Origin of the sequence: Pseudoalteromonas issachenkonii, from assembly GCF_002310795.1 — a bacterium.
Taxonomy (GTDB): Bacteria; Pseudomonadota; Gammaproteobacteria; order Enterobacterales; family Alteromonadaceae; genus Pseudoalteromonas; species Pseudoalteromonas tetraodonis.
In genome coordinates this window covers 94362-115495 of the sequence record NZ_CP011031.1, presented here as the reverse complement: position 1 = coordinate 115495, position 21134 = coordinate 94362, and the positions used below count along the sequence as shown (strand labels likewise).

The following is a 21134-nucleotide window of genomic DNA, read 5'->3' as shown; positions in this document are numbered from 1 at the left end:
TTATAGCCCACTCACTTCAAACTCTTCGTCATCAATATTTTTGATAGTAAAGTGTTTATTTCCTTTGATTATATGTAACGTTGAAACTTGATTTGCTACTTGTGCAATTTCATCTATCAATTCATCTAAGAGTACAACGGTATTTTTATCGTGTTTATTTGGTCGGTAACCATCGGCAATTCTTTTCATCAACCGTAATAAGTTGATGTTTACTGGGATTGCTAGTGAGCGCTCTTGAACTTTAATAAAAGCCGTAAAACTTGCAGATGACTTTGGTAAGAAGTTTGAAATACTCTTTAAATCGGCCTTAATTTCTAACTCTGAAACTAACTGGAAGCCGTTTAGCTCAGATATTAGATAATGACTTTTATCTAGATTAGGCGCGTTGCGGTTATTATATTTTCGTATAGCTGTGCGAAGCGTATTATTGTAAAAGTCTTTAATCTGTCTTTTATGCTCTGTGCTATTGTCAAAATCTCTGTGTAATTGATATACATTTATGTACTGTTCAATCAGGGATTCATTGAAATCTTGTTCGAATTTAGCATGATAATCATTAGAGAAATGACCACCTTTAAGAATATAAAATAAACGTAAGTAAGAAAGACTGCTATTTAACGTCTCTATTCCTAAGCTTTTTAAAGACTCTTTGAACTCTGTAAACTCTTGATCTGGTAAGTGCAGATCATTAGCTAATATAAAACGATCTATTTTTTTTGTTCTTAAATGCGCAGGGTCAAACTCAATTATTTTATTTGCCAACTCATTATCGCCACCGGAAAAAAGGTTATCGAAGAGGTAACCAGGACCAGCCAATAACATGAAAATAAAATCGAGTAACGCACGAGCAGTCAGAAATTGATCCCGCATTAATCGCGCTTTAAACAGAAGTTCAATTATAGTTTTTTGTATTTCAGGGACACTCAAGAGCTCATAATTAGCTTGCAGCCTTTTACTAGCTTGGCTCGTTTGTTCTGATTTTTCTTTATCGAAAATCTGACGAATAATATTGTCATCTTTTGCTGTTAGTTTTTGAAGTAACTTTTGCGCGAACTCAGAAGTATATCCCTCTTTATCAATAAAAAATTTAGGGTAATCTTCAAAATTTATAAAGGTTATGTCTTCAGTTAAACTTTTATTTAATAAATAATTTTTTATTACTTGTTTGAATTTTTCGTTCGAGCCTTCCTCAGCGTAATTTCCCAGCATACCGGTATTAATACCAACGATAAGTGGCATAGTACCTGACTCAAATTCTTCAAACACTTTATCTAAGGTTTGAATTGCATTTTCGCGAGGATCAAAGCTGTGAGTTGCATCTAAGTGGAAGTGTGCTCGATTACTAAAACGCTTTTTGCAATCAGTCAATATTTCTGATTTACCATCGCCACTGCTACCACATAAAAACAATACTTCTGGTTTACCTGATGAAAAGCTTGATATCTTCTTCTCTACATCAACAGCTATTGGCATTTTGATGTACAAATATTCTTTTACATCATCAAGCTGACTTTTATTTTTGCTGTCTCGTTCTGTAGACACAGCATAGGGTGATGATTTTGATAAAACGCTGAGGGCTTCTTTCAACCGCATAATTGACCTTTATCCAACGTAATGCGGTTTAATAAAACCGCTCCTTGGTTTATTTATTAACAGCGCGAGCTATTAATCTGGTATTCATTTATAACTAATCTACAGTATCAACATTTAAAAATATAGAGCCACAGCAATATATACGCCCTAAGTAGTATGTTTTTATTACAAAAAAGCACTGTTTAACCTTATAAATCCATGTTATTTACACTTTTACCTAATAGCTCTACACCTTTGAAAAGGTTTAGGTTGTATAAAAAATACGCGCAGCTGTTTAAATCATTATCGCTTGTTAAACTCTGCAAACACTTGCTTTAATCCCCTTAAAAATAGGGTTATTAATTAACCACTTTAGAGTTAAAATGATGCTATTTTACACCGTTCACTTATTGGTCATTATAGTGTGCTATGTTTACCCATAAGATCGTTATTCAACTTTTTCTAGTATGAATATACTGTTGGTGTTGCTGTGTTTAAGTACCGAGGTGTTACTTACAATGAATGTTAGGTTTAGGTGGTTTTTAGCTGTACTTTTAGCGCTTTGTTTAGGCGTGCCTAGCAGTGGTTGGGCGTCGAGCGATATTAAAAAAATTGTACTGGCTACCGACACCATTGACGGGCTGGTAGAAAAAAACGGCTCTGGCCTTTATGTAGATATGCTTACTAAAATTTTTGCTGCGCAATCGATTGAACTTAATATTATGATTGTACCTCAGTCTCGTGCTTATCGATGGACGGCCAATGGCAATGCTGATGCCATGTTAAGCGCAAGGCAAAATGAGGTAGAAGGCTTGTACTTTCCGGTGTGGCATTACGATATTACTTTTGTGTCGGCGATGTTTAAAAAAAGCCGGTTTAAAAATTGGCAAGGCGAGTATTCGTTACAAAACAGATCGGTGGGTACGTTAAGGGGCGCTAACTACAATAATTATCTGTATGTGCCGATTGATTTGCAGCAGGTTACCCAGCGAATTGAAGGCGTTAAAATGCTTAAGCTCGATAGGCTTGATTTCTTTTTAGATAACCGTAAAGCGCTGCAGCAAACCCTGATTGCTAACGCCACTGAGTTATCAAAAATGAATTTTGACCCACAGCAGTATCAAATCGAAAACATTGTGCCTGTAAAACAATACATTGCCTTTACCGATAACGCCAAAGGCCGCGAGTTAGCACAAATTTTTGACGCCGGATTTGCAAAATTACTTGCCAGTGGTGAGTTAGAGGCGTTGTTTATTGCTTACAACTACCTGCCTTTTCCCTTTCCGCAAAATATAGACTAGAGTAGTAATTACATATTGTTGTAGTTGAGTTTTTTATGAGAGTTGTATTTGCTTTAGTTATAAGCTTAATGTTGGCTTTTCAATGCGTTGCACAAATTACCCTGCCCCACTCTAAAATAGAAAGCCAACCAAGCACACCGCAACAAGCCACTACCCAGCTCAATGTGCTTACAGTTGATTTAGGCACCCTCATTAGTAAACCTTTAATTCAACGAGGCTTAGAGTTTGAACAACAAACTGGTATTAAAGTTAATGTCACCAAAGTGCCTTTTGGCCAGTTATATAACGAAATAAACAAAGATTTAAGCTCGCCAACGAGCCAATACGATATTATTGCCTACGCCTCACTCTGGATGGTGGATTTTGCGGAAAATAATTATTTAGTACGTTTAGATAATTACATAGCCTCCGACTCTTTAATTGAATGGAATGATGTATCGCGTTTTTTTAGAGACTTTAGCTCTAAATATAACGGCCAAATTTACTCAATTCCGCTCGATGGTGATATACATTTACTTTATTATCGCCTCGATATTTTAGAAAAATATGGTTTGGCACCACCTAGAACCTGGGATGATTACCTTGCTATTGCCAAGCAATTAAATGGCGTTGATATGAACGGGGATGGCGAGGGCGATTTTGGCTCGTGTATTTCTAAAAAAGCCAATGAGCAATCGTATTGGTCTTTGCTTTCGATTGCGGGCAGTTTTTTGCAAAGCAAAGGCACTTCTCAAGGCATATTTTTTAATACAAGAACTATGGCGCCATTAGTGAATAACGATGCCTTTAAAAAAGCCTTAAAAATTTATAAAAAAACCACTGAATTTGGCTCTGCTGATGAGCTTAACTTTGATACCAATGATGTAAGGTATGCGTTTATAAGCGGTCGCTGCGCCTTAGCCATTGAATGGGGCGACATTGGTACTATGGCCGTGTTACCTGAGTCTAAAGTAAAAAACAAAACAGGGGTGAGTATATTGCCCGGAGCTACTGAGGTATTAAACCGTAAAACAGGCCAGCTTGAACGATGCAATGCTAACTTATGCCCGTTTGCCATTGGCGATATTAACTATGCCCCTTATGCAGCTTTCGGTGGTTGGGTAGGCTCAATTAATAATGCCAGCTCAAAACACAAAAAAAACCTCGCTTATAACTACTTGTCGTATGTTACTCAGCCTTTGCAATCGAATGAAGATGTAACCATAGGTGCCACCGGTATGAACCCGTATCGTACCTCTCAATTGGTTAACCACAAAAACTGGCTTAAACAAGGCATGAGTAAAAGTACGCTGCATTTTTACTTGGGCTCTATTTCTAAAACCGTTAATAACGCCAATATTATTCTTGATTTGAGAATTTTTGAAAACAACCGCTACTTTAGAGACATACTCGACACTGAAGTGGCTAAATACCTAAGGCACACCCAAACCGTAGACCAAACGGTTGAAAACATTGAGGCCGGCTGGAATAAATTAACCGATGAAATTGGCCGCGACAAACAGCTTAAAGCTTATAGGGCGTCGTTAGGGCTAGTGCCAACCCCTTAGTGATAGTGTTATTTAACGTACTTGCCATTATTAGTAAAACATAGGAAGCCAGCATTGTTGCTTAATTGATGTAAAACGAGCTAAATTTGTAGTCTGGTTTATACTTTAGTAATGATAACGCTGTAGCCTCGAGTAATAAAATGCATAAAGTCGCTTTTGTTGTATTACTGCTTAGCAGCTGTAACGTATTTGCTTGCTTTAAAACACTTAAAGTAGGCACAAATGAAAACAATTGGCCACCCTATGTAATTGCCGTTAACGGTAACCTGACGGGCGTTGAAATTGACGTGTTAAACACGATTTTTAACGGCTCATCTTTTTGTTTAAAATTTATGTTACTGCCTACCTCATCGCGCGCTTTTGAAGAATTAAAAGAAGGCCGTATTGATGTTATTTTTGCCGCCAGTAAAACATTAGCAAGAGCTGATTTTGCCTATTTCAGCGATGCCTATCGTGATGAAGTAGTTCGCCTGTATAAATACACCGAATCGCCTGATTTAAATAACATTAGCGATATTTTTTATAAAGATTTAACCTTGGCGGTTAACCGTGGCAGTTATTCTGGCGTTGCGTTTGAGCTGTTTAAACAGAACCACCCCGCTAACGTTATTATGATGCCTACCGCCGAGAAACGTTTTGCAATGCTCAATAAAAATAGAGTTGATTACGCAATTGAAGACGAACTAGCAGCGCAATATTTTATAAACCAATACCCAGCAATAGAAGCGGTTACTAATATGGCGGCCATCAATAAGAGTTCTATTCATTTAATGCTAAGTAAAAAAACCATTAGCCAAATAGAGTTACAAGCTATAAATGAGTTAATTAGACAAAATAAATCCGCTATACAAACCATTTACCCACATTACTAAACCCGTAGATTTCGCAACATTTAAAAGCTGCGCTTTTCGTGCGAGCAAACTCTGAGACTACAATCACAAGCCGGATTATAAACTCCCGCCTACGGATATGATTAACGTTGACGGTTATCGTAGGCGGGGCTTTATGCCGCACAAGATCATTATTCACAAAGAGGTTATGAGGCGCTGCGCTGAAAAGAGAAGGCCCTTGGTAAAAGGCGCTGGGTGCTAGGTTGTGCCCGTAGCCCACTACCCGTGAACTTTTATCCTTCCCCTTTAACCTCAATCAGCTTGCTAATTCGGCCATCGCTTTTTGGCTAAACAAATGCATAGTTACATAATGTCGTTTTTTAATAATCGTCTTCACAATTTCTTGATCTATATTCAAATAATCATGCACAAGCGCATTGCGTAAACCGATTATTTTACGCCATGAAAGCAACTCATTATCGGTTAAAACACCGAGTTGCGTTAGTTCACTAAATGTTTGGTAGGCATTACTGCTTGTCGTGTCTTTATACTTTTTAAGCCAGTGCTTAGATAAACCAATACACACTTCTGTCATTAACTGTAACAAACGCTCTGCGGCACGGTAGTCTCTATTATTAAGTTGCTCTATTTGGCTTAATTCGTCGAGTTCTTGCATATATTCATCAATATGTCGTGTTACTTCACTTATATAAAGCGCTATTCCTGTATCAGTCATGCTTACTCGCTATCATCTCAAATTCAAATTGGCTATAAATACGCTGCTGCTCTTTCATCGCTCTAAGGCTATTTTTACCTAAAATTACACTCCCGTACTCCACGATATTGAATGCAAGGTAGCTGGGGATTAAATTTATATCAACGATTGAAATAAGCTGCTCGTTTAAACTAAGCGCATTACTGATCTCTAACTCGAGCTCCTTTGGCCTGAGTCGTTTATCAAAAGAGCTAAGGTCAAAATTTTTAAAAGCGATAGCAAGATCTATATCACTATGAGGTTGCGCTGTACCTTTGGCGTGAGAGCCATACAGCCAAACTACTTCAATGTCGCTATTTTTCTGCAAGTAATTAACTATTTGTTGAAAAATATTATTGCTCAAAATAAAAAACCATTAGTAAAAACTAAGATAATCATAACTTATCTGTTTTATACTGAACACTAAAACCGATAATGTACTTTTATTCACGTAAATTAATTTTAAGTGATGTATTCACCAAAGAAGCCCTAGGTAAAAGGCGCTAGCTTCTGGGGAAGTAACTAGGTGCTAAATTATGCCCATAGCCCAAAACCCGCCGCCCGAGAACTTTTACCTTTAATCACTTTCTCTGTGTACTCTGCGACCTCGGTGGTAAATAGTGTTTTAATTTATTTATTCACCACAGAGGAAGAAGAGGCGCTGCGCTGAATGAGAAAGCCAAAGGCGCTAGGCTGTGTTCGCTACTCGTCGCTCGCAACCTTTCATTTCAACCTTTCACTTTTTTCATTTACTTTTTCTCAGCCAAAACAAGCTGCATTTAGTGGGCATTATTATGTCGGGCAGTAAGCCTAATCACCCTGAATGAAGTCATGGTCTGGCTTCTTTACACCCAGCTTGCTAAGCTTTATGACTTCGCTGCGAATTTTTGTAGGCGACATAACTCACTCTTTTTTGATATTTTTACCACAATAAAGTCGCACTTAAAAACAATCACGTATGTTAGCGTTTAAATAGGCTAGCCTTTAGTATACTTGGCCTGTATAATTTGCCGCCTTATTTACACCTATTGCCTGGTCTATTTTCGCACCTGCTGCGCCCATAACCCTGTCAGTATTTTTCTAGGATTACTTTTTTTGATCTCCACCGCAAATATTACGATGCAGTTTGGCGCAGAGCCGTTGTTTGAAAACATTTCAGCTAAATTTGGTAACGGTAACCGTTACGGTTTAATTGGCGCTAACGGCTGCGGCAAGTCGACATTTATGAAAATTTTAAGCGGTGCGCTTACGCCTAGTGCAGGTAATGTGTCTATTACGCCGGGGCTAAAATTAGGTAACCTAAGCCAAGATCAGTTTGCGTTTGAGCAATACAGCGTAGTTGATGCGGTAATTATGGGGGATGTGGAGCTTTGGAAAGTAAAACAAGAGCGCGACCGTATTTACTCTTTGCCTGAAATGAGCGAAGAAGACGGCATGAAAGTAGCCGAGCTTGAAAGCGTATTTGCTGAAATGGACGGTTACACCGCAGAAAGCCGCGCAGAAGAAATTCTGCTTGATGCGGGTATCGATAAAGAGTTTCATTATGGCTTAATGGCAAACGTAGCCCCAGGTTGGAAATTACGTGTGCTGTTAGCACAGGCGTTATTTGCAAACCCTGATATTTTGCTACTTGATGAGCCTACTAATAACTTGGACATTCATACTATTACGTGGCTTGCGAATGAGCTTAACCAACGTAAATGCACCATGATCATTATTTCCCATGACCGTCACTTTTTAAACTCGGTATGTACTCACATGGCCGATATTGATTACGGTGAGCTGCGTATTTACCCAGGTAACTACGAAAAGTACCTTGAAGCTTCAGGCTTACAACGCGAGCAATTACTTGCTGAAAACGCGAAAAAGAGCGCTGAAATAGACGAGCTCCAAGACTTTGTTAACCGTTTTGGTGCTAACGCCTCTAAAGCGAAACAAGCCAGCTCGCGCGCTAAAAAAATGGATAAAATTAAGCTTGATGAAGTTAAATCATCGAGTCGTATGAGCCCATCACTCAACTTTGATGAGGGCAAAAAAATGTATCGCCAAGCGCTTGAGCTAACCAAGCTCGGCCATGGGTTTGACGGTGAAACGTTATTTACTGGTGGTGATTTACTACTCGAAGCCGGTGCTAAACTGGCGGTTATCGGCGAAAACGGCGTGGGTAAAACCACCTTCTTACGCTGTTTAGTTAACGAGCTTAAAAGCAACGAGGGCGAAGTTAAGTGGTCAGAAAACGCCACGTTTGGTTATTGCCCACAAGACAGCACCAAAGACTTTGATAACGACTTAACTTTATTTGATTGGATGTCGCAATGGCGTACCGCTAAACACAACGATTTAATGGTACGTGGTATGTTAGGCCGTTTATTGTTTACTGCAGACGATTCAAATAAAAAAGCCCGTAACTGTTCAGGTGGTGAAAAAAACCGTTTGTTATTTGGCAAGTTAATGATGCAAGACGTTAACGTACTGATAATGGATGAACCAACTAACCACATGGATATGGAAGCCATTGAAGCACTTAACAATGCGCTAAAAGACTTTAAAGGCACGCTTATTTTTGTAAGCCACGATCGTGAGTTTGTATCGTCACTGGCAACCCGTATTGTTGATATTAAAGACAAGCAGGTAATTGACTTTCAAGGTACGTTTGACGAATACCTTGCGAGCTGCGAAGAAAATAAAGTAGCTTAAGAGCTAGGTTAAAGAAATAGCCTAAACCATTTAAAAGCGGTGCTTGTTTAAGCGCCGTTTTTTTGTGCCTGTAGTTCGGGGTTCGGGGTTCGGGGTTCGGGGTTCGGGGTTCGGCAGAATTTTGCTTGGTATCAATTAAAACGCAATTGGTAATTTGTTTATAAAAAAGGTCGAGAAAAGCTGTATTTTTTATTTGCTCTCATTCTTTGCTCTTTGTGCAAATAGGTTTTAAGTTATTTATTCACCACAGAGATTAAGAGGCGCTGCGCTCAAAGAGTAGGTTAAAGGTTCATTGCTGATACGACTAGGTGTCAAACTATTTGTACAAGCTCGCTGCTCGCCACGCGAAGCCCGTTATCTTCTTACTCGCTTCTCTGTGCTCAAACAAGAAATTAGATTTAGACGTTAGATAAAATGCGCGAGGTAAACTCCCACCTACGGATATGATTAACATCTGGATTTAACGTAGGTGGGGCTTTATGCCGCGCAAGACCATTATTCACAAAGAGGGCTATGAGACGCTGCGCTTTTAGAGGAAAAAAGCAACTATCAGGGTGTAGCAGCGATTTTATATCGTGTCAGAGTTAAACCTAAATATGTATTTACCACCGAGAACACAGAGTTCACAGAGAAACGCTTAAAAAATACCAAACCACCTCTGTGCAGCGCAAAGCGCCTCGGGAACCTCTGTGGTGCAAAAATTGTTTTTAGCAGAAAATATCTTTCGTAGCAGCGATTTTATATCGCGTCAGGCCAAGGTCATTGAACTATACCCGCTCCTCGCAGCCCGCAGCTCGTGACCTTTAACCTTTAACCTTAAAGTAATTATAAAAAAAGGAGCATTACTGCTCCTTTTTAAATTTTACTTAGGTTTATTTAATATCAAACCGGTCGGCGTTCATCACTTTTACCCACGCGGCGACAAAGTCGTGTACAAAACGAGTTTTGTTATCGTCTTGAGCATAAAACTCTGCCAGTGCACGGAGTATTGAGTTTGAACCAAATACTAAATCAACCCGCGTAGCCGTGTACTTAGTTTTACCACTAGCGCGGTCAACTATGTTGTACTCGCCTTTAGCTGCAGGCTCCCAGCGGTTGTTCATGTCGGTTAAATTAACAAAAAAGTCGTTACTCAGTACGCCTACCTTGTCGGTAAATACACCATGTTCACTATTGCCATAGTTAGTGCCTAGTACGCGCATACCGCCTAGTAATACGCTCATTTCTGGTGCGGTTAGCCCCATCAATTGGCTGCGCTCTAGTAATAGCTCCTCGGCGGATACAGCATAGTCTTTTTTCAGCCAATTTCTAAAACCGTCATGAATTGGTTCTAATGGCTCGAATGACTCTGCGTCGGTCATGTCATCACTAGCATCGCCACGCCCTGGGGCAAACGGTACGGTTATATCAACCCCTGCCTTTTTAGCCGCTTGCTCAACCGCAGCGGTGCCGCCAAGTACAATTAAATCGGCCATACTAACAGGCTTAGTTAAACTCGCTTGCAGTGTTTCAAGTGCGCTAAGTACTTTAGCTAAACGCGCAGGCTCGTTACCTTGCCAGCTATTTTGCGGAGCTAGGCGAATACGGGCGCCATTTGCACCACCACGGTGATCGGAGCCTCTATAAGTGCGGGCGCTATTCCATGCGGTATTAATTAAGTCGGTTTCACTTAATCCACAATTAAGTAGCTTCGCTTTTAAATCGGTTATTTCAGCGTCGCTTAGGGTGTAATCAACTGCAGGAATAGGATCTTGCCAAATTAAATCTTCGCTGGGTACATCGGCGCCCAAATAACGTGATTTTGGCCCTAAATCACGGTGGGTTAACTTAAACCATGCGCGGGCAAATACGTCAGTAAAGTACTCAAAATCGTCATTAAAACGCTCAATAATTTTACGGTACGCTGGGTCGAGCTTCATTGCCATGTCGGCATCGGTCATTATTGGGTTTAAACGAATCGATGGGTCTTCCACATCAACGGGTTTATCTTCTTCTTTAATATTAACCGGCTCCCACTGATGAGCACCTGCAGGGCTTTTGGTTAGCTCCCACTCGTAATTAAGCAGCAGTTTACAATAACCGTTGTCCCATTTAGTTGGGTAGGTTGTCCATGCGCCTTCAATACCTGAGGTCATGGTATCGCGGCCAATGCCACGGGTTTTATGGTTATTCCAGCCAAGGCCTTGCTCGTGCACATCGGCGGCTTCTGGCTCTGGGCCTAAGTTTTCTTCTTTGCCGTTACCATGCGTTTTACCTACTGTATGGCCACCGACCGTTAGCGCTGCGGTTTCTTCGTCGTTCATTGCCATACGCGCAAAGGTTTCGCGCACTTGTTCTGCGGTTTTAAGCGGATCGGGTTTACCATTTACCCCTTCTGGGTTTACGTAAATTAAACCCATTTGCACTGCCGCTAATGGGTTTTCCATGGTATCGGGTTTATCAACCTGGGTATATCGCTCATCACTTGGCGCAAGCCATTCTTTTTCTGCGCCCCAATAAACGTCTTTTTCTGGATGCCAAATATCTTCACGACCACCGGCAAAACCAAAGGTTTTTAATCCCATTGATTCGTACGCCATATTACCGGCTAAAATAATTAAATCGGCCCATGAAAGCTTGTTGCCATATTTCTTTTTAATTGGCCATAATAAACGGCGCGCTTTATCTAGGTTGGCATTATCTGGCCACGAATTAAGTGGTGCAAAACGTTGATTACCGGTACCACCACCGCCTCGACCATCAGCTAAACGGTACGAGCCCGCAGAGTGCCATGCCATACGGATCATCAGGCCTCCATAGTGCCCCCAATCAGCTGGCCACCAAGGTTGGCTTTGAGTCATTAAATCTTTTAAATCGGTTTTAAGTGCTTCTAGGTCGAGTGAATTAAAAGCGTCGGCGTAATTAAAGTCGCTGTCGTAGGGGCTGCTTTTGCTATCGTGCTGATGAAGAATGTCTAAATTAAGTGAGTTTGGCCACCAATCTGTATTGGTGTTTTCGGTTGTAGTATTACTGCCGTGCATAACTGGGCATTTACCCGCTTTATGATTATCCATATTGAGCTCCTTTTTAAGTATAAATAAAAACGCCCATGCTTACTGCTTTTGGTATTCACCAATTGGGAGCGCTGTTATTTTTTTGCCATTATATTAGGGTCTGTTGACCTTTGTGGATTAAAATTCGTTCAAACTAGGGGCGGTTTAATCGCGGCGCGAGGTTTGTAACCTAGTGGGCTAAGTCAAAACCGAGCAACAAAGAGTAAATCGCCCCTGGGCAGAACCCTTCGGGCAGCGCCTGTTTGGAATTGATGCTGCGTTATCGCCTATTTATGGGGAATAACCACACCACATAGGCGCTGCCTTGCCTAAATACCAAACAGACTACTGCAAATTTAACCTTAAAAGGTCAACAGACCCTAATGACGTGTATGGTCTCTACTTATTCAATATACGTGTAGCTGCTTTGATACGCTAGGGCAAAGTAATGCTTTAAAACGATTACTCTCATTTATAAATATGATGATGCAGCCAATGTTTGTGCTTAGCGTAAATAAATATTAAAACTTTTTATAAAATAGATGATCGTTATTAAAAATAGCCACGTAATGTACGATGAAGGGTTTGAAAGTGACTTAGGTTTTCTTAAGTGCACAGTGGAATACCCCCCTTCGCCATGAAATTATAGTTATAAAAGGTGTATAAGTTACTTATGCACCTTTATTTCTTTTTTATTTTTATCTATTTGAATTTAGTTAAGTAAAAATTCAGGTAGGCAAACTTACAATAGCACCTATCTCCTATTGTTCCCTTGATATGTTGATGTAGTTTTTTCCAGCCCAACTTGGGCTGGATTTTTTTTGCCTGTAATAAAAGATTTTTGAGTTAATTCCAGCTTCCCTATCCTCACCCTAGTACCAATGATGTGCGCATGTTAAAGTTAACAAAGCGATTAACTAATTTTTTAACTAGGCATATCAATGCGTTTTTATTTTTTACTATTTATTGTATTTATTGGTGTTTTTTCATCTGCGGTGCAAGCTGCTGATAAAAACACCGAAGCACTCAACGAGCAACAACAGCGTGAATTAGCACAGCTAGAAGCCCCTTTGTACAAACCATTACTTGAACGTTATATTCTCGATGAATTAAAGTCGGTTCGCCAAGATCAACAAAAACTGCGTGAAGACGTGACCAAACAAGTTACGCATGCACAGTTAGACACCGCCGATCGGGCGCTTACCTACACCACAGATACCATTAATAATGTATTTTTTATTATTACCGCCACCGCGTCTATTTTGGTATTAGTGGGCTGGAACTCGTTACGTGATGTAAAGAACAAAGTAGAAGATATAGTAAACACCCGAGTGAGTGTTATTACTGATGAGTATGAAGATCGCTTGAAAATATTAGAAGAAAAACTGCGAGTACGCTCTGAAGAAATACTCAGTAACCAAGAACGCATATCAATCACTAATGAAGTTCATTCGTTATGGATGCGAGCCAACCTTGAAAGTGATATTGCGAATAAAATTGAAATATTCGATGAAATTTTAAAACGTAAACCAGAAGATGTAGAAGCCATTGCCTACAAAGCGGATGCTTTATTAGAATTAAATGAGACTGAGCAAGCTATTGAGCTTTGTAATCAAGCAATTGATATAGATAGCGACTATGGTTACGCATACTGGCAGCGCGCCTGTGCGTATGCTTTAACGCATGAGCATGCAGATGCTCTAGCCGATATAAAAATGTCGCTTGAATACTCACCCAACTTACGAAACGAGCTACTTCATGAAAGTGCCTTTGCCAGTCTGCATGATAACGACAGCTTTAATGCGATAGTTTCAAACGAAGCCTAAACTTCGTTGCCTACAGGGAGGGTGGTAAAAAGCGTGAGCAAAACGCGAAAGTTTTGCTCAGTTTTTACTTATTATTACAAGGATGTAAGCCAGTAGAATAACTTAGGCGCAGTTATCGACCCCACTAGGTTAGAAGCTCGCGCCGCAATTAAACTGCCTCTAGATTAAATAAATATCAATCTACAAAGGTCAATAGAGCTTAGCGTTTAAAGTATAAGTCTATTGACTTAGTAAGCAGCTCGTCGAGCTGCTCTTCAAAGTCTTCTATGTTGATTTCAAAATGATTTAAATACGCTTTAGCCTGCACTTGAGATAAGTTGCGGTTTTTAACGCTGTATTGCCGCTCATCTTTTTGCTTATCGTATCGAGGTAAAAATAATAACTGCGCATAATAAGGCGACTTAATATGCTTGTTCGCAAAGCGACAAAAGTCTTCAATGTGGTCTGCGCCCTCAGGGCCTAAACAGCCAGGCTCTACACGATACATTACACGAATTTTTTTCTCGTCACTTAGCTGCATAATTAATAATTACCTAAAAAATAATACCCTAACCACTTTGCCATCTTTAATTTGATAGCTTGAAATAAGCTCTGAACGTTTATCTATCACGTTCGGATCGTTAGAGCAGGTTTCTGATAGCTCATGGTCAATCACAATGTCACCATGCACAATACGCTTAATAGGTGATGAGTGAAGACACTTTAGCTTTTTAAACATAATGCCATAACGCGCAATTAATTTTTCTTTACCTTTAAATAATAGCTCATTCGGGAAAATATAAAACTCAACATCTTCATCATACATACGAATAAATTCTTCAATGTTACGCGCGTTGTAAGCTTTAACTAATTGCTCTATAACAGCAAGTGACTCACGAGACTGTTTTGCTTTGGCTTGTTGCCTTGCTGTAAGTGCCTCTTTTGCTTGCGTTACTGCTTGCTCAGCCTCGACGACCGCTTGTGCTTTATCTACTTTACTTTTAGGCTGTTCAACCGGCTTCGTTGATTCGCTGCCAAGTACTTTAGAATCATCTGCAGTCACTTTCTTTACATCGGGTTGTTTAGGTATGTTAGCCTCTTGAGTTAACGTATCAAGTGCATCTTGTTGCGGCTGTACTTTTTCTGGCTGTGTCAGTTCAGCATTGTTTGATGATGCCGATTGCTCTATGGCATGACAGTTTAATGTGAAAGCGGCGAATAAACACGCATATATAATGAATGAAGGTTTCATGGTTTTCCTAAGTACAAAGACAAAATGCAATTAACGCGCAACATAGCAAATTTTACCCTCATGAGATAGTTATTATAGCGTTATAGCTCATTACCAATACTGCTCAACCGTAATATGCCCCGGCTCTTTTCGACGATTACGCTTATAGTTTTGAGCCACTAATAACTCACTGGTATCTTTAACCATTTGCGGATTACCACACAACATAAACTGCGCATTATTGGGAGTAGCACACAGCCCCACATGTTCAGATAGCGCGTTATTTTTTATCACTGTGGTTATTCGCCCTGCTAAACCTTGTAAAGGCTCCTCACGGCTAACTACTGGCACATAATTAAGCTGCCCAGGATGAGCCTTTAATAACTTATTAATTAGCTCCTGATAGCTTAAATCGCTATTTAGGCGCACCCCATGTACTAAGTTGATATGTTTGTATTTTTGCCATACCTCACTTTGCTGCAATATAGATAAAAACGGGCCAATAGCGGTGCCGGTGCTAAGCATCCAAAGTTGTTCACTCGCTGGCACTTCGTCAAGGGTAAAAAAACCGCTAGCGCGGCGCTCTATTAGTACAGTGTCACCTGGGGTAAGTTGTGCTAAATGCGATGACAATTGGCCATCGACTACATTAATTAAATAAAATTCTAAATTTGGATCATCTGGTGCGTTAACATACGAGTAAGCACGAGCAATGCGTTTATCACCGTCCATAACAGAAAGCTTTGTAAATTGCCCTGCTTTAAACGGTTCTACATCGGCGTTAACCGTTAAGCTAAATAACGATTCATTCCACCATTTAACTGACTTTACTGTGGCATCAATCCAATTAGACATAATTACTCCAGAGTGTAAAACGTGTTTTAGCTATCAGCTAAAACTTTAAAGTGGTTCATTTTAAAAGCAAGTTTTATAACTTAAACATTAGCATTAAGTTATAAATACTGACAGGGAAATAAATGAGAAGGCAGCGAGCTTCGAGTGACGAGTATCGAGTATCGAGCAACGAGCTAGTGCTAAAACCTGAGACTTTTAATCTACTCTTTTAGCGCAGCGTCTCTTTGTCCTCTTTGTGAATAATGACCTTGCGCGGCATAAAGCTCCGCCTACAGTAAATTCAGAAGTTAACCATATCAGTAGGCGGGAGTTTACCTCGCGCATTTGTGTTTAATATCCTAGACCTGACGTGATATAAAATCGCTGCTACGAAAGGCACTTACTGCTAAAAACAATTTTTCACCACAGAGGACTCCGAGGCGCTTTGCGCTGCACAGAGGTGAATTGGTATTTTTTTAAGCATTTCTCTGTGAACTCTGTGTTCTCGGTGGTAAATATTTTTTAAATTAATGACCTTGCGCGGCATAAAGCCCCGCCTAAAATAAATTTAGAAGGTAACCATATCAGTAGGCGGAAGTTTACCTCGCGCATTTTAATCTGACATCTAAAGTCTAATTTCTTGTTTAAACACAGAGAAGTGAATGAGAGTAAATGAGAAGACAACGGGCTTCGAGTGACGAGCTGCGAGCTACTGCTAAAACCTTTGACCTTTAACCTGAAACCTAGGAACCTAAAGCCCGTAGCTCGAACCCCGTGGCCCGCACCCCGAGGCCCGAATCTCACACCTAAATTTCAGGCATAAAAAAAGCCGCATAAAATGCGGCTTTGGGGGTTTAGTCTCACTTCACTTTGGGCGTGTCTCCAAAACTTAGTGAATACGTTACCAAGGAACTGTTGTATTTATTAAATTGACTCTAGGGCAATTTTAACCATTTCGTTGAACGTGGTTTGACGCTCATCTGCAGGTGTTGCTTCGCCTGTGATTACATGATCACTGACGGTAAATAATGCCATTGCTTTTGCGCCGTATTCTGCTGCTACGCCGTATAAGCCAGCTGTTTCCATATCAACAGCGAGTACACCTAGTTTGTCTAGATCTTTATAAAACGTGTCGTCTGCTTGATAAAAAGTATCGGTAGTAAATACGTTGCCTACTTTTGCATCAATACCTAAATCTTTAGCTGCATTTACGCCGTTTAAAAGTAGGTCAAAGTTAGCAATGGCAGCAAAGTCAGTACCACGAACGCGGGCACGATTTACGTTTGAATCTGTGCTTGCACCTTGTGCAAAAATTACGTCGCGAATTTTAATATCGCTACCAATACCACCACAGGTACCTATACGAATAATATTTTTAACGCCAAAACTGACAATAAGCTCACGAGCATAGATTGACATTGAAGGAATGCCCATGCCAGAACCCATAATGCTCACTGGCTTACCTTTGTAAGTTCCAGTAAAGCCGTACATGTTACGTACGCCGGTTACTTGCACTGCATCATCTAAAAAGTTTTCAGCAATATATTGTGCGCGTAGCGGATCGCCTGGCATTAATACTGTTTCGGCAAAATCACCTACGTTTGCACTGATATGCGGAGTACTCATCGATTGTTTTCCTTTTGTTTGGCTAAAAGCCCTATTACTTTAAAAATAGCGAGCGTATTTTTAAGTTACTTAACTGTGTTCAGCTTATCAATAAAGCCATCACCATATTCTAACGCTTTAAGGTTAAACCATTGTGCAAGCGTTTGGCCAATATCGGCAAAGCTATTGCGTTCGCCCAGCGGGGTATTTTTCATCCCTGTCTGATAGGCAATAACCGGCACATATTCACGGGTGTGCTCAGACCCTGGAAAGGTCGGGTCACAGCCATGATCGGCGGTGATCATTAATAAATCATCCGGCTTTAATTGCGCTAAAATAGTGGGTAAGTAATCATCAAACTCTTTGAGCGCTTTCGCATAGCCAACAGGATTTCGGCGGTGACCAAACTTTTCATCAAAATCAACTAAATTGGTAAAAATCAAACTGTGATCCGGCGCCGTCGCCACCACTTCGCTGGTTTTTTCTAGCAAGTTCATTAACCCTGGCGCTTTATGCTTTTGGGTAATGCCTTGATGCGCATAAATATCTGAAATTTTACCAATACTGATAACTTCGCCACCGTCTTTTGCAAGTACATCAAGCAATGTTGGCGATGGCGGTAATACTGAATAATCACGACGATTACCTGTTCTGGCAAAGTCTTGATTATTAGAACCCAAAAATGGCCGCGCAATCACTCGCCCTATATTCATTTCATCAAGCAGCGCCCGTGCGATTTCGCAAACTTGATAAAGCTTCTCTAGGCCGAATGATTCTTCATGCGCGGCTATTTGAAACACACTGTCAGCTGAGGTGTAACAGATTGGTTTACCTGTTTTTACGTGCTCTTCACCTAGCTGCTCTAAAATCGTGGTTCCTGAGGCATGGCAATTGCCTAAAATGCCCGGAATACCTGTGCGAGCAATAAACTCGTCTACAAATTCTTGTGGGAAACTCGGCTGTGTTTTAGGGAAGTAACCCCAATCAAATAACACTGGCACGCCTGCCATTTCCCAATGACCCGATGGCGTGTCTTTACCGCTTGAAAGCTCTTTTGCGTAACCCCATGCACCTTGTGGTTCATGTCGCTCAGCAACTAAACAGGGTTCTTTACCAGCGGCTTCACATGCATCCACTAACCCTAATTTTGAAAGGTTAGGAAGCGAAAGCTTACTGCCAGTCTCGTCATAATATGCCTTGAGTAAATGTGCGAATGTATTAGCACCAACATCACCAAATTTATCTGCATCGGGTGCTGCGCCAATTCCTAAACTATCCGCCATTAAGATAATTGCTCTTGCCATTGTGACCTCACATCTGTTCTAGGTGGTTACTTTATCTGCTCTTCGAATTTTCCGTACAGGACATAAGTCCTGTTTCATAAAACCTAAACATTATAAATTTGCACTCTTAAGCGAAGCAAAAGAGATTAATCGTGTCTTTTTTGCTATTGTGATCTACCAACAATATATCCTTCTGTGTGGGTGAGAACTTTAGTGACACGAACTATTATAGCTATTGCAGGCGCATCGGCGTCCGGCAAATCTCTATTTAGCCAAACTATTTACAATGAATTGGTAAATGAGCTTGAACCAGGCGCTATCGCCATTATTGAAGAAGATGCTTATTACAAGGATCAATCGCATTTGCCGATGGCACATCGTACGCAAACGAATTACGACCATCCTGATGCATTTGAACACGAGCTATTGCTTGAGCATTTAACGCAACTTCGTAATGGCCACTCTGTTGAAGTACCAACTTATGATTATGCTCAGCATACACGTAGCGATAAAACGCGCCGTGTGGCTTCGGCTAAAATACTCATTGTAGAAGGTATTTTATTACTGAGTGATAAAGCGCTTAATAAAGAATTTGATATCAAGGTGTTTATAGATACGCCATTGGATATTTGTTTAATGCGCCGAATGCAACGCGACATGGAACAAAGAGGCAGAACATTACAATCTGTTGTTGAGCAATATCAAGCAACTGTTAGACCGATGTTTTATCAATTTATTGAGCCTTCAAAGCATAACGCTGACTTAGTTGTGACTCGAGGCGGTATGAATCGCGTTGCGATTGATATTATAAAAAGTAAAATAAAGTACATTTTACAAGAATAACAACGGGAAACGTTTGTATGACAACATTTATGAGCTTAGTAGGCATGCTAGTGCTACTAGGCATCGCTTTTGCGGCCTCAACTGATCGCAAAGCAATAAAACTAAGAACCGTGGGTATCGCATTTTTAATGCAAGTCATTATCGGCGGTTTTGTACTGTTTTTTGAAGCAGGCAAAAATGTATTAGCGAGTATGTCTCGCGCCGTTTCATCGGTTATTGGGTATGCCAACGATGGAATTGGCTTTTTATTTGGCCCATTAGCATCGCAAGATACGCTAGGGTTTATTTTTGCCATTCAAGTATTGCCAGTGATTGTGTTTTTCTCAGCACTTGTTGCTGTGTTATACCACTTAGGCATTATGGATTGGATAATTAAAATTTTAGGCGGTGGTTTACAAAAATTATTGAAAACCTCTCGCACCGAGTCGCTTTCAGCCACCGCAAATATTTTTGTTGGCCAAACTGAAGCGCCACTCATTGTTAAACCGTTTATTGCGACAATGACCAAATCTGAGTTATTTGCCGTAATGGTAGGTGGTTTGGCCACCGTAGCAGGCTCTGTAATGGCCGGTTACGTAATTATTGGTGTAGACCTTAAATATTTAATTGCAGCCAGTTTTATGGCAGCACCAGGTGGTTTCTTAATGGCAAAAATGATAGTGCCAGAGACAGAAACACCTAAAGATGATTTAGCCGATATAGATTTAGGCGACGACAAACCGGTTAATGTTATTGACGCAGCAGCATCAGGCGCAGCAAACGGTATGCACTTAGCATTAAACGTAGGTGCCATGCTTTTAGCATTTGTTGCACTGATTGCGTTATTAAACGGTTTATTAGGCGGTATTGGTGGGTTGTTTGATTACCCTACATTAACGCTACAAGAAATTTTAGGCTACTTATTTGCCCCTGTTGCATGGTTATTAGGTGTACCGTGGAATGAGGCAATTTTAGCCGGCAGCTTTATTGGTCAAAAGTTAGTAGTAAATGAGTTTGTTGCTTACTTAGACTTTATAAATTATCGCGATACGTTGAGTGCGCATACACAAGCAATTGTTACCTTTGCTTTGTGTGGCTTTGCTAACTTATCATCGATAGCCATTTTACTAGGTGGATTAGGCGGTATGGCGCCTAGTCGGCGAAAGGATATCGCACGCTTAGGGCTCAGAGCAGTGTTAGCAGGATCTATGGCTAACCTTATGAGCGCAGCAATTGCTGGGTTTTTCCTCTCGCTAGCTTAGAAACTTAATGAGACGATCCAACTGTTGCAAAACAATAGGATAGCGCTTTAAGGGGTTAAAGCACTATCTGACTTGAACGATACTTCACCAAGGGCCGCAAGGCCCTTTTATCGTTTTTATAGCCTCTATTTTCTAAATCCTCAGCAATTCATACCTAAAAATTCCTAGCAAAGCTTTCATTCACGCACTCTTTACGCCATCAAAAGCCATCATTGCACTTATACCAATCCGCAATAATACTTAATCATTTTGCGGGGCTAAACGTGTCGCTACCTGTGTTAAAAAATTCTCATTTAGAACAACTAAATAGCGAATTTTTTGCCTAGCTATCAACTCGTTTTTCCAGCCTCAAAATAGACCACTTAATTAAGCGAATTGGTATTACTAAAAAATATGAACAACTGTGTAGCTGTAGGAGCATTTACTTATTAGCCCTTTACAAGGCACTTGAGAGTATAAAAGGTAGCGAAGTTAACAAGAATGAATGGCTGTGAAGAGGTAATATAGGCATTATTGAGTGGGAACTTTTTGAGTTTTTCTGTGCTTATGGTCTAAACGC

General features: G+C 40.4%; 16 protein-coding genes. 7 read left to right on the top strand and 9 right to left on the bottom strand.

The genetic code is table 11. From position 1 onward, the window contains the following. Entirely contained in the window at window positions 1–1593 is a 1593-nt protein-coding gene (gene dptF / locus PISS_RS16260) for a DNA phosphorothioation-dependent restriction protein DptF (RefSeq protein WP_058155661.1), read from the bottom strand. 497 nt (window positions 1594–2090) lie between these two features. Between dptF and PISS_RS16255 the strand changes: the two genes are divergently transcribed. From PISS_RS16255 to PISS_RS16245, 3 genes are all read left to right on the top strand, one after another. Then, window positions 2091–2873, top strand: coding sequence for a substrate-binding periplasmic protein (locus PISS_RS16255; protein WP_058155660.1), 783 nt, complete (start codon window positions 2091–2093; stop codon window positions 2871–2873). Between the two features lie 35 nt (window positions 2874–2908). Beyond that, window positions 2909–4420 carry an ABC transporter substrate-binding protein gene (locus PISS_RS16250; protein WP_058155659.1) on the top strand — a complete coding sequence of 504 codons (1512 nt, stop codon included), beginning with the start codon at window positions 2909–2911 and terminating at the stop codon, window positions 4418–4420. Between the two features lie 140 nt (window positions 4421–4560). Next, on the top strand, window positions 4561–5292 hold the full coding sequence (locus PISS_RS16245) for a substrate-binding periplasmic protein (RefSeq protein WP_058155657.1): 732 nt from the start codon (window positions 4561–4563) through the stop codon (window positions 5290–5292). A gap of 274 nt (window positions 5293–5566) precedes the next feature. Here PISS_RS16245 and hepT read toward each other — a convergent pair whose 3' ends face one another. Both hepT and mntA read right to left on the bottom strand, forming a co-directional pair. Beyond that, window positions 5567–5986 (bottom strand): type VII toxin-antitoxin system HepT family RNase toxin, encoded by a 420-nt coding sequence (hepT, locus tag PISS_RS16235; protein WP_058155654.1) that lies wholly within the window; start codon window positions 5984–5986, stop codon window positions 5567–5569. Continuing rightward, window positions 5979–6368 carry a type VII toxin-antitoxin system MntA family adenylyltransferase antitoxin gene (gene mntA, locus PISS_RS16230; protein ID WP_058155652.1) on the bottom strand — a complete coding sequence of 130 codons (390 nt, stop codon included), beginning with the start codon at window positions 6366–6368 and terminating at the stop codon, window positions 5979–5981. The genes hepT and mntA overlap by 8 nt, the downstream gene beginning before the upstream one ends. Before the next feature lie 731 nt (window positions 6369–7099). On the opposite strand from mntA, the gene PISS_RS16225 reads away from it, so the two are divergent. Beyond that, the gene (locus PISS_RS16225) at window positions 7100–8701 is read left to right on the top strand and encodes an ABC-F family ATPase (RefSeq protein WP_024601143.1); all 1602 of its coding nucleotides are present in this window, start codon (window positions 7100–7102) and stop codon (window positions 8699–8701) included. 872 nt (window positions 8702–9573) lie between these two features. Here PISS_RS16225 and katG read toward each other — a convergent pair. Then, window positions 9574–11754, bottom strand: a complete 2181-nt coding sequence (gene katG, locus PISS_RS16220) for a catalase/peroxidase HPI (RefSeq protein ID WP_058155650.1) — start codon at window positions 11752–11754, stop codon at window positions 9574–9576. A gap of 920 nt (window positions 11755–12674) precedes the next feature. Between katG and PISS_RS16215 the strand changes: the two genes are divergently transcribed. Continuing rightward, on the top strand, window positions 12675–13559 hold the full coding sequence (locus tag PISS_RS16215; RefSeq protein ID WP_058155648.1) for a tetratricopeptide repeat protein: 885 nt from the start codon (window positions 12675–12677) through the stop codon (window positions 13557–13559). Window positions 13560–13758: 199 nt separating this feature from the next. Here PISS_RS16215 and PISS_RS16210 read toward each other — a convergent pair whose 3' ends face one another. From PISS_RS16210 to PISS_RS16190, 5 genes are all read right to left on the bottom strand, one after another. Continuing rightward, window positions 13759–14079: a hypothetical protein gene (locus PISS_RS16210; protein ID WP_008467890.1), complete on the bottom strand. Its 321-nt coding sequence runs from the start codon at window positions 14077–14079 to the stop codon at window positions 13759–13761. A gap of 9 nt (window positions 14080–14088) precedes the next feature. Then, window positions 14089–14790, bottom strand: coding sequence for a nuclear transport factor 2 family protein (locus PISS_RS16205; RefSeq protein WP_028834673.1), 702 nt, complete (start codon window positions 14788–14790; stop codon window positions 14089–14091). Window positions 14791–14880: 90 nt separating this feature from the next. After that, entirely contained in the window at window positions 14881–15624 is a 744-nt protein-coding gene (locus PISS_RS16200; protein WP_058155647.1) for a ferredoxin--NADP reductase, read from the bottom strand. A 903-nt stretch (window positions 15625–16527) separates the two neighbouring features. Next, a complete protein-coding gene (gene deoD / locus PISS_RS16195; RefSeq protein ID WP_008110728.1) occupies window positions 16528–17229 on the bottom strand; it encodes a purine-nucleoside phosphorylase in 702 nt (233 codons plus the stop codon). Window positions 17230–17294: 65 nt separating this feature from the next. Continuing rightward, complete coding sequence (locus PISS_RS16190) at window positions 17295–18512, bottom strand: phosphopentomutase (protein ID WP_028834670.1); 1218 nt, start codon at window positions 18510–18512, stop codon at window positions 17295–17297. Window positions 18513–18704: 192 nt separating this feature from the next. On the opposite strand from PISS_RS16190, the gene udk reads away from it, so the two are divergent. Both udk and PISS_RS16180 read left to right on the top strand, forming a co-directional pair. Beyond that, the gene (udk, locus tag PISS_RS16185; protein ID WP_013462847.1) at window positions 18705–19334 is read left to right on the top strand and encodes a uridine kinase; all 630 of its coding nucleotides are present in this window, start codon (window positions 18705–18707) and stop codon (window positions 19332–19334) included. Window positions 19335–19351: 17 nt separating this feature from the next. Continuing rightward, entirely contained in the window at window positions 19352–20575 is a 1224-nt protein-coding gene (locus PISS_RS16180; RefSeq protein WP_013462846.1) for a NupC/NupG family nucleoside CNT transporter, read from the top strand. Window positions 20576–21134: the final 559 nt, after the last annotated feature.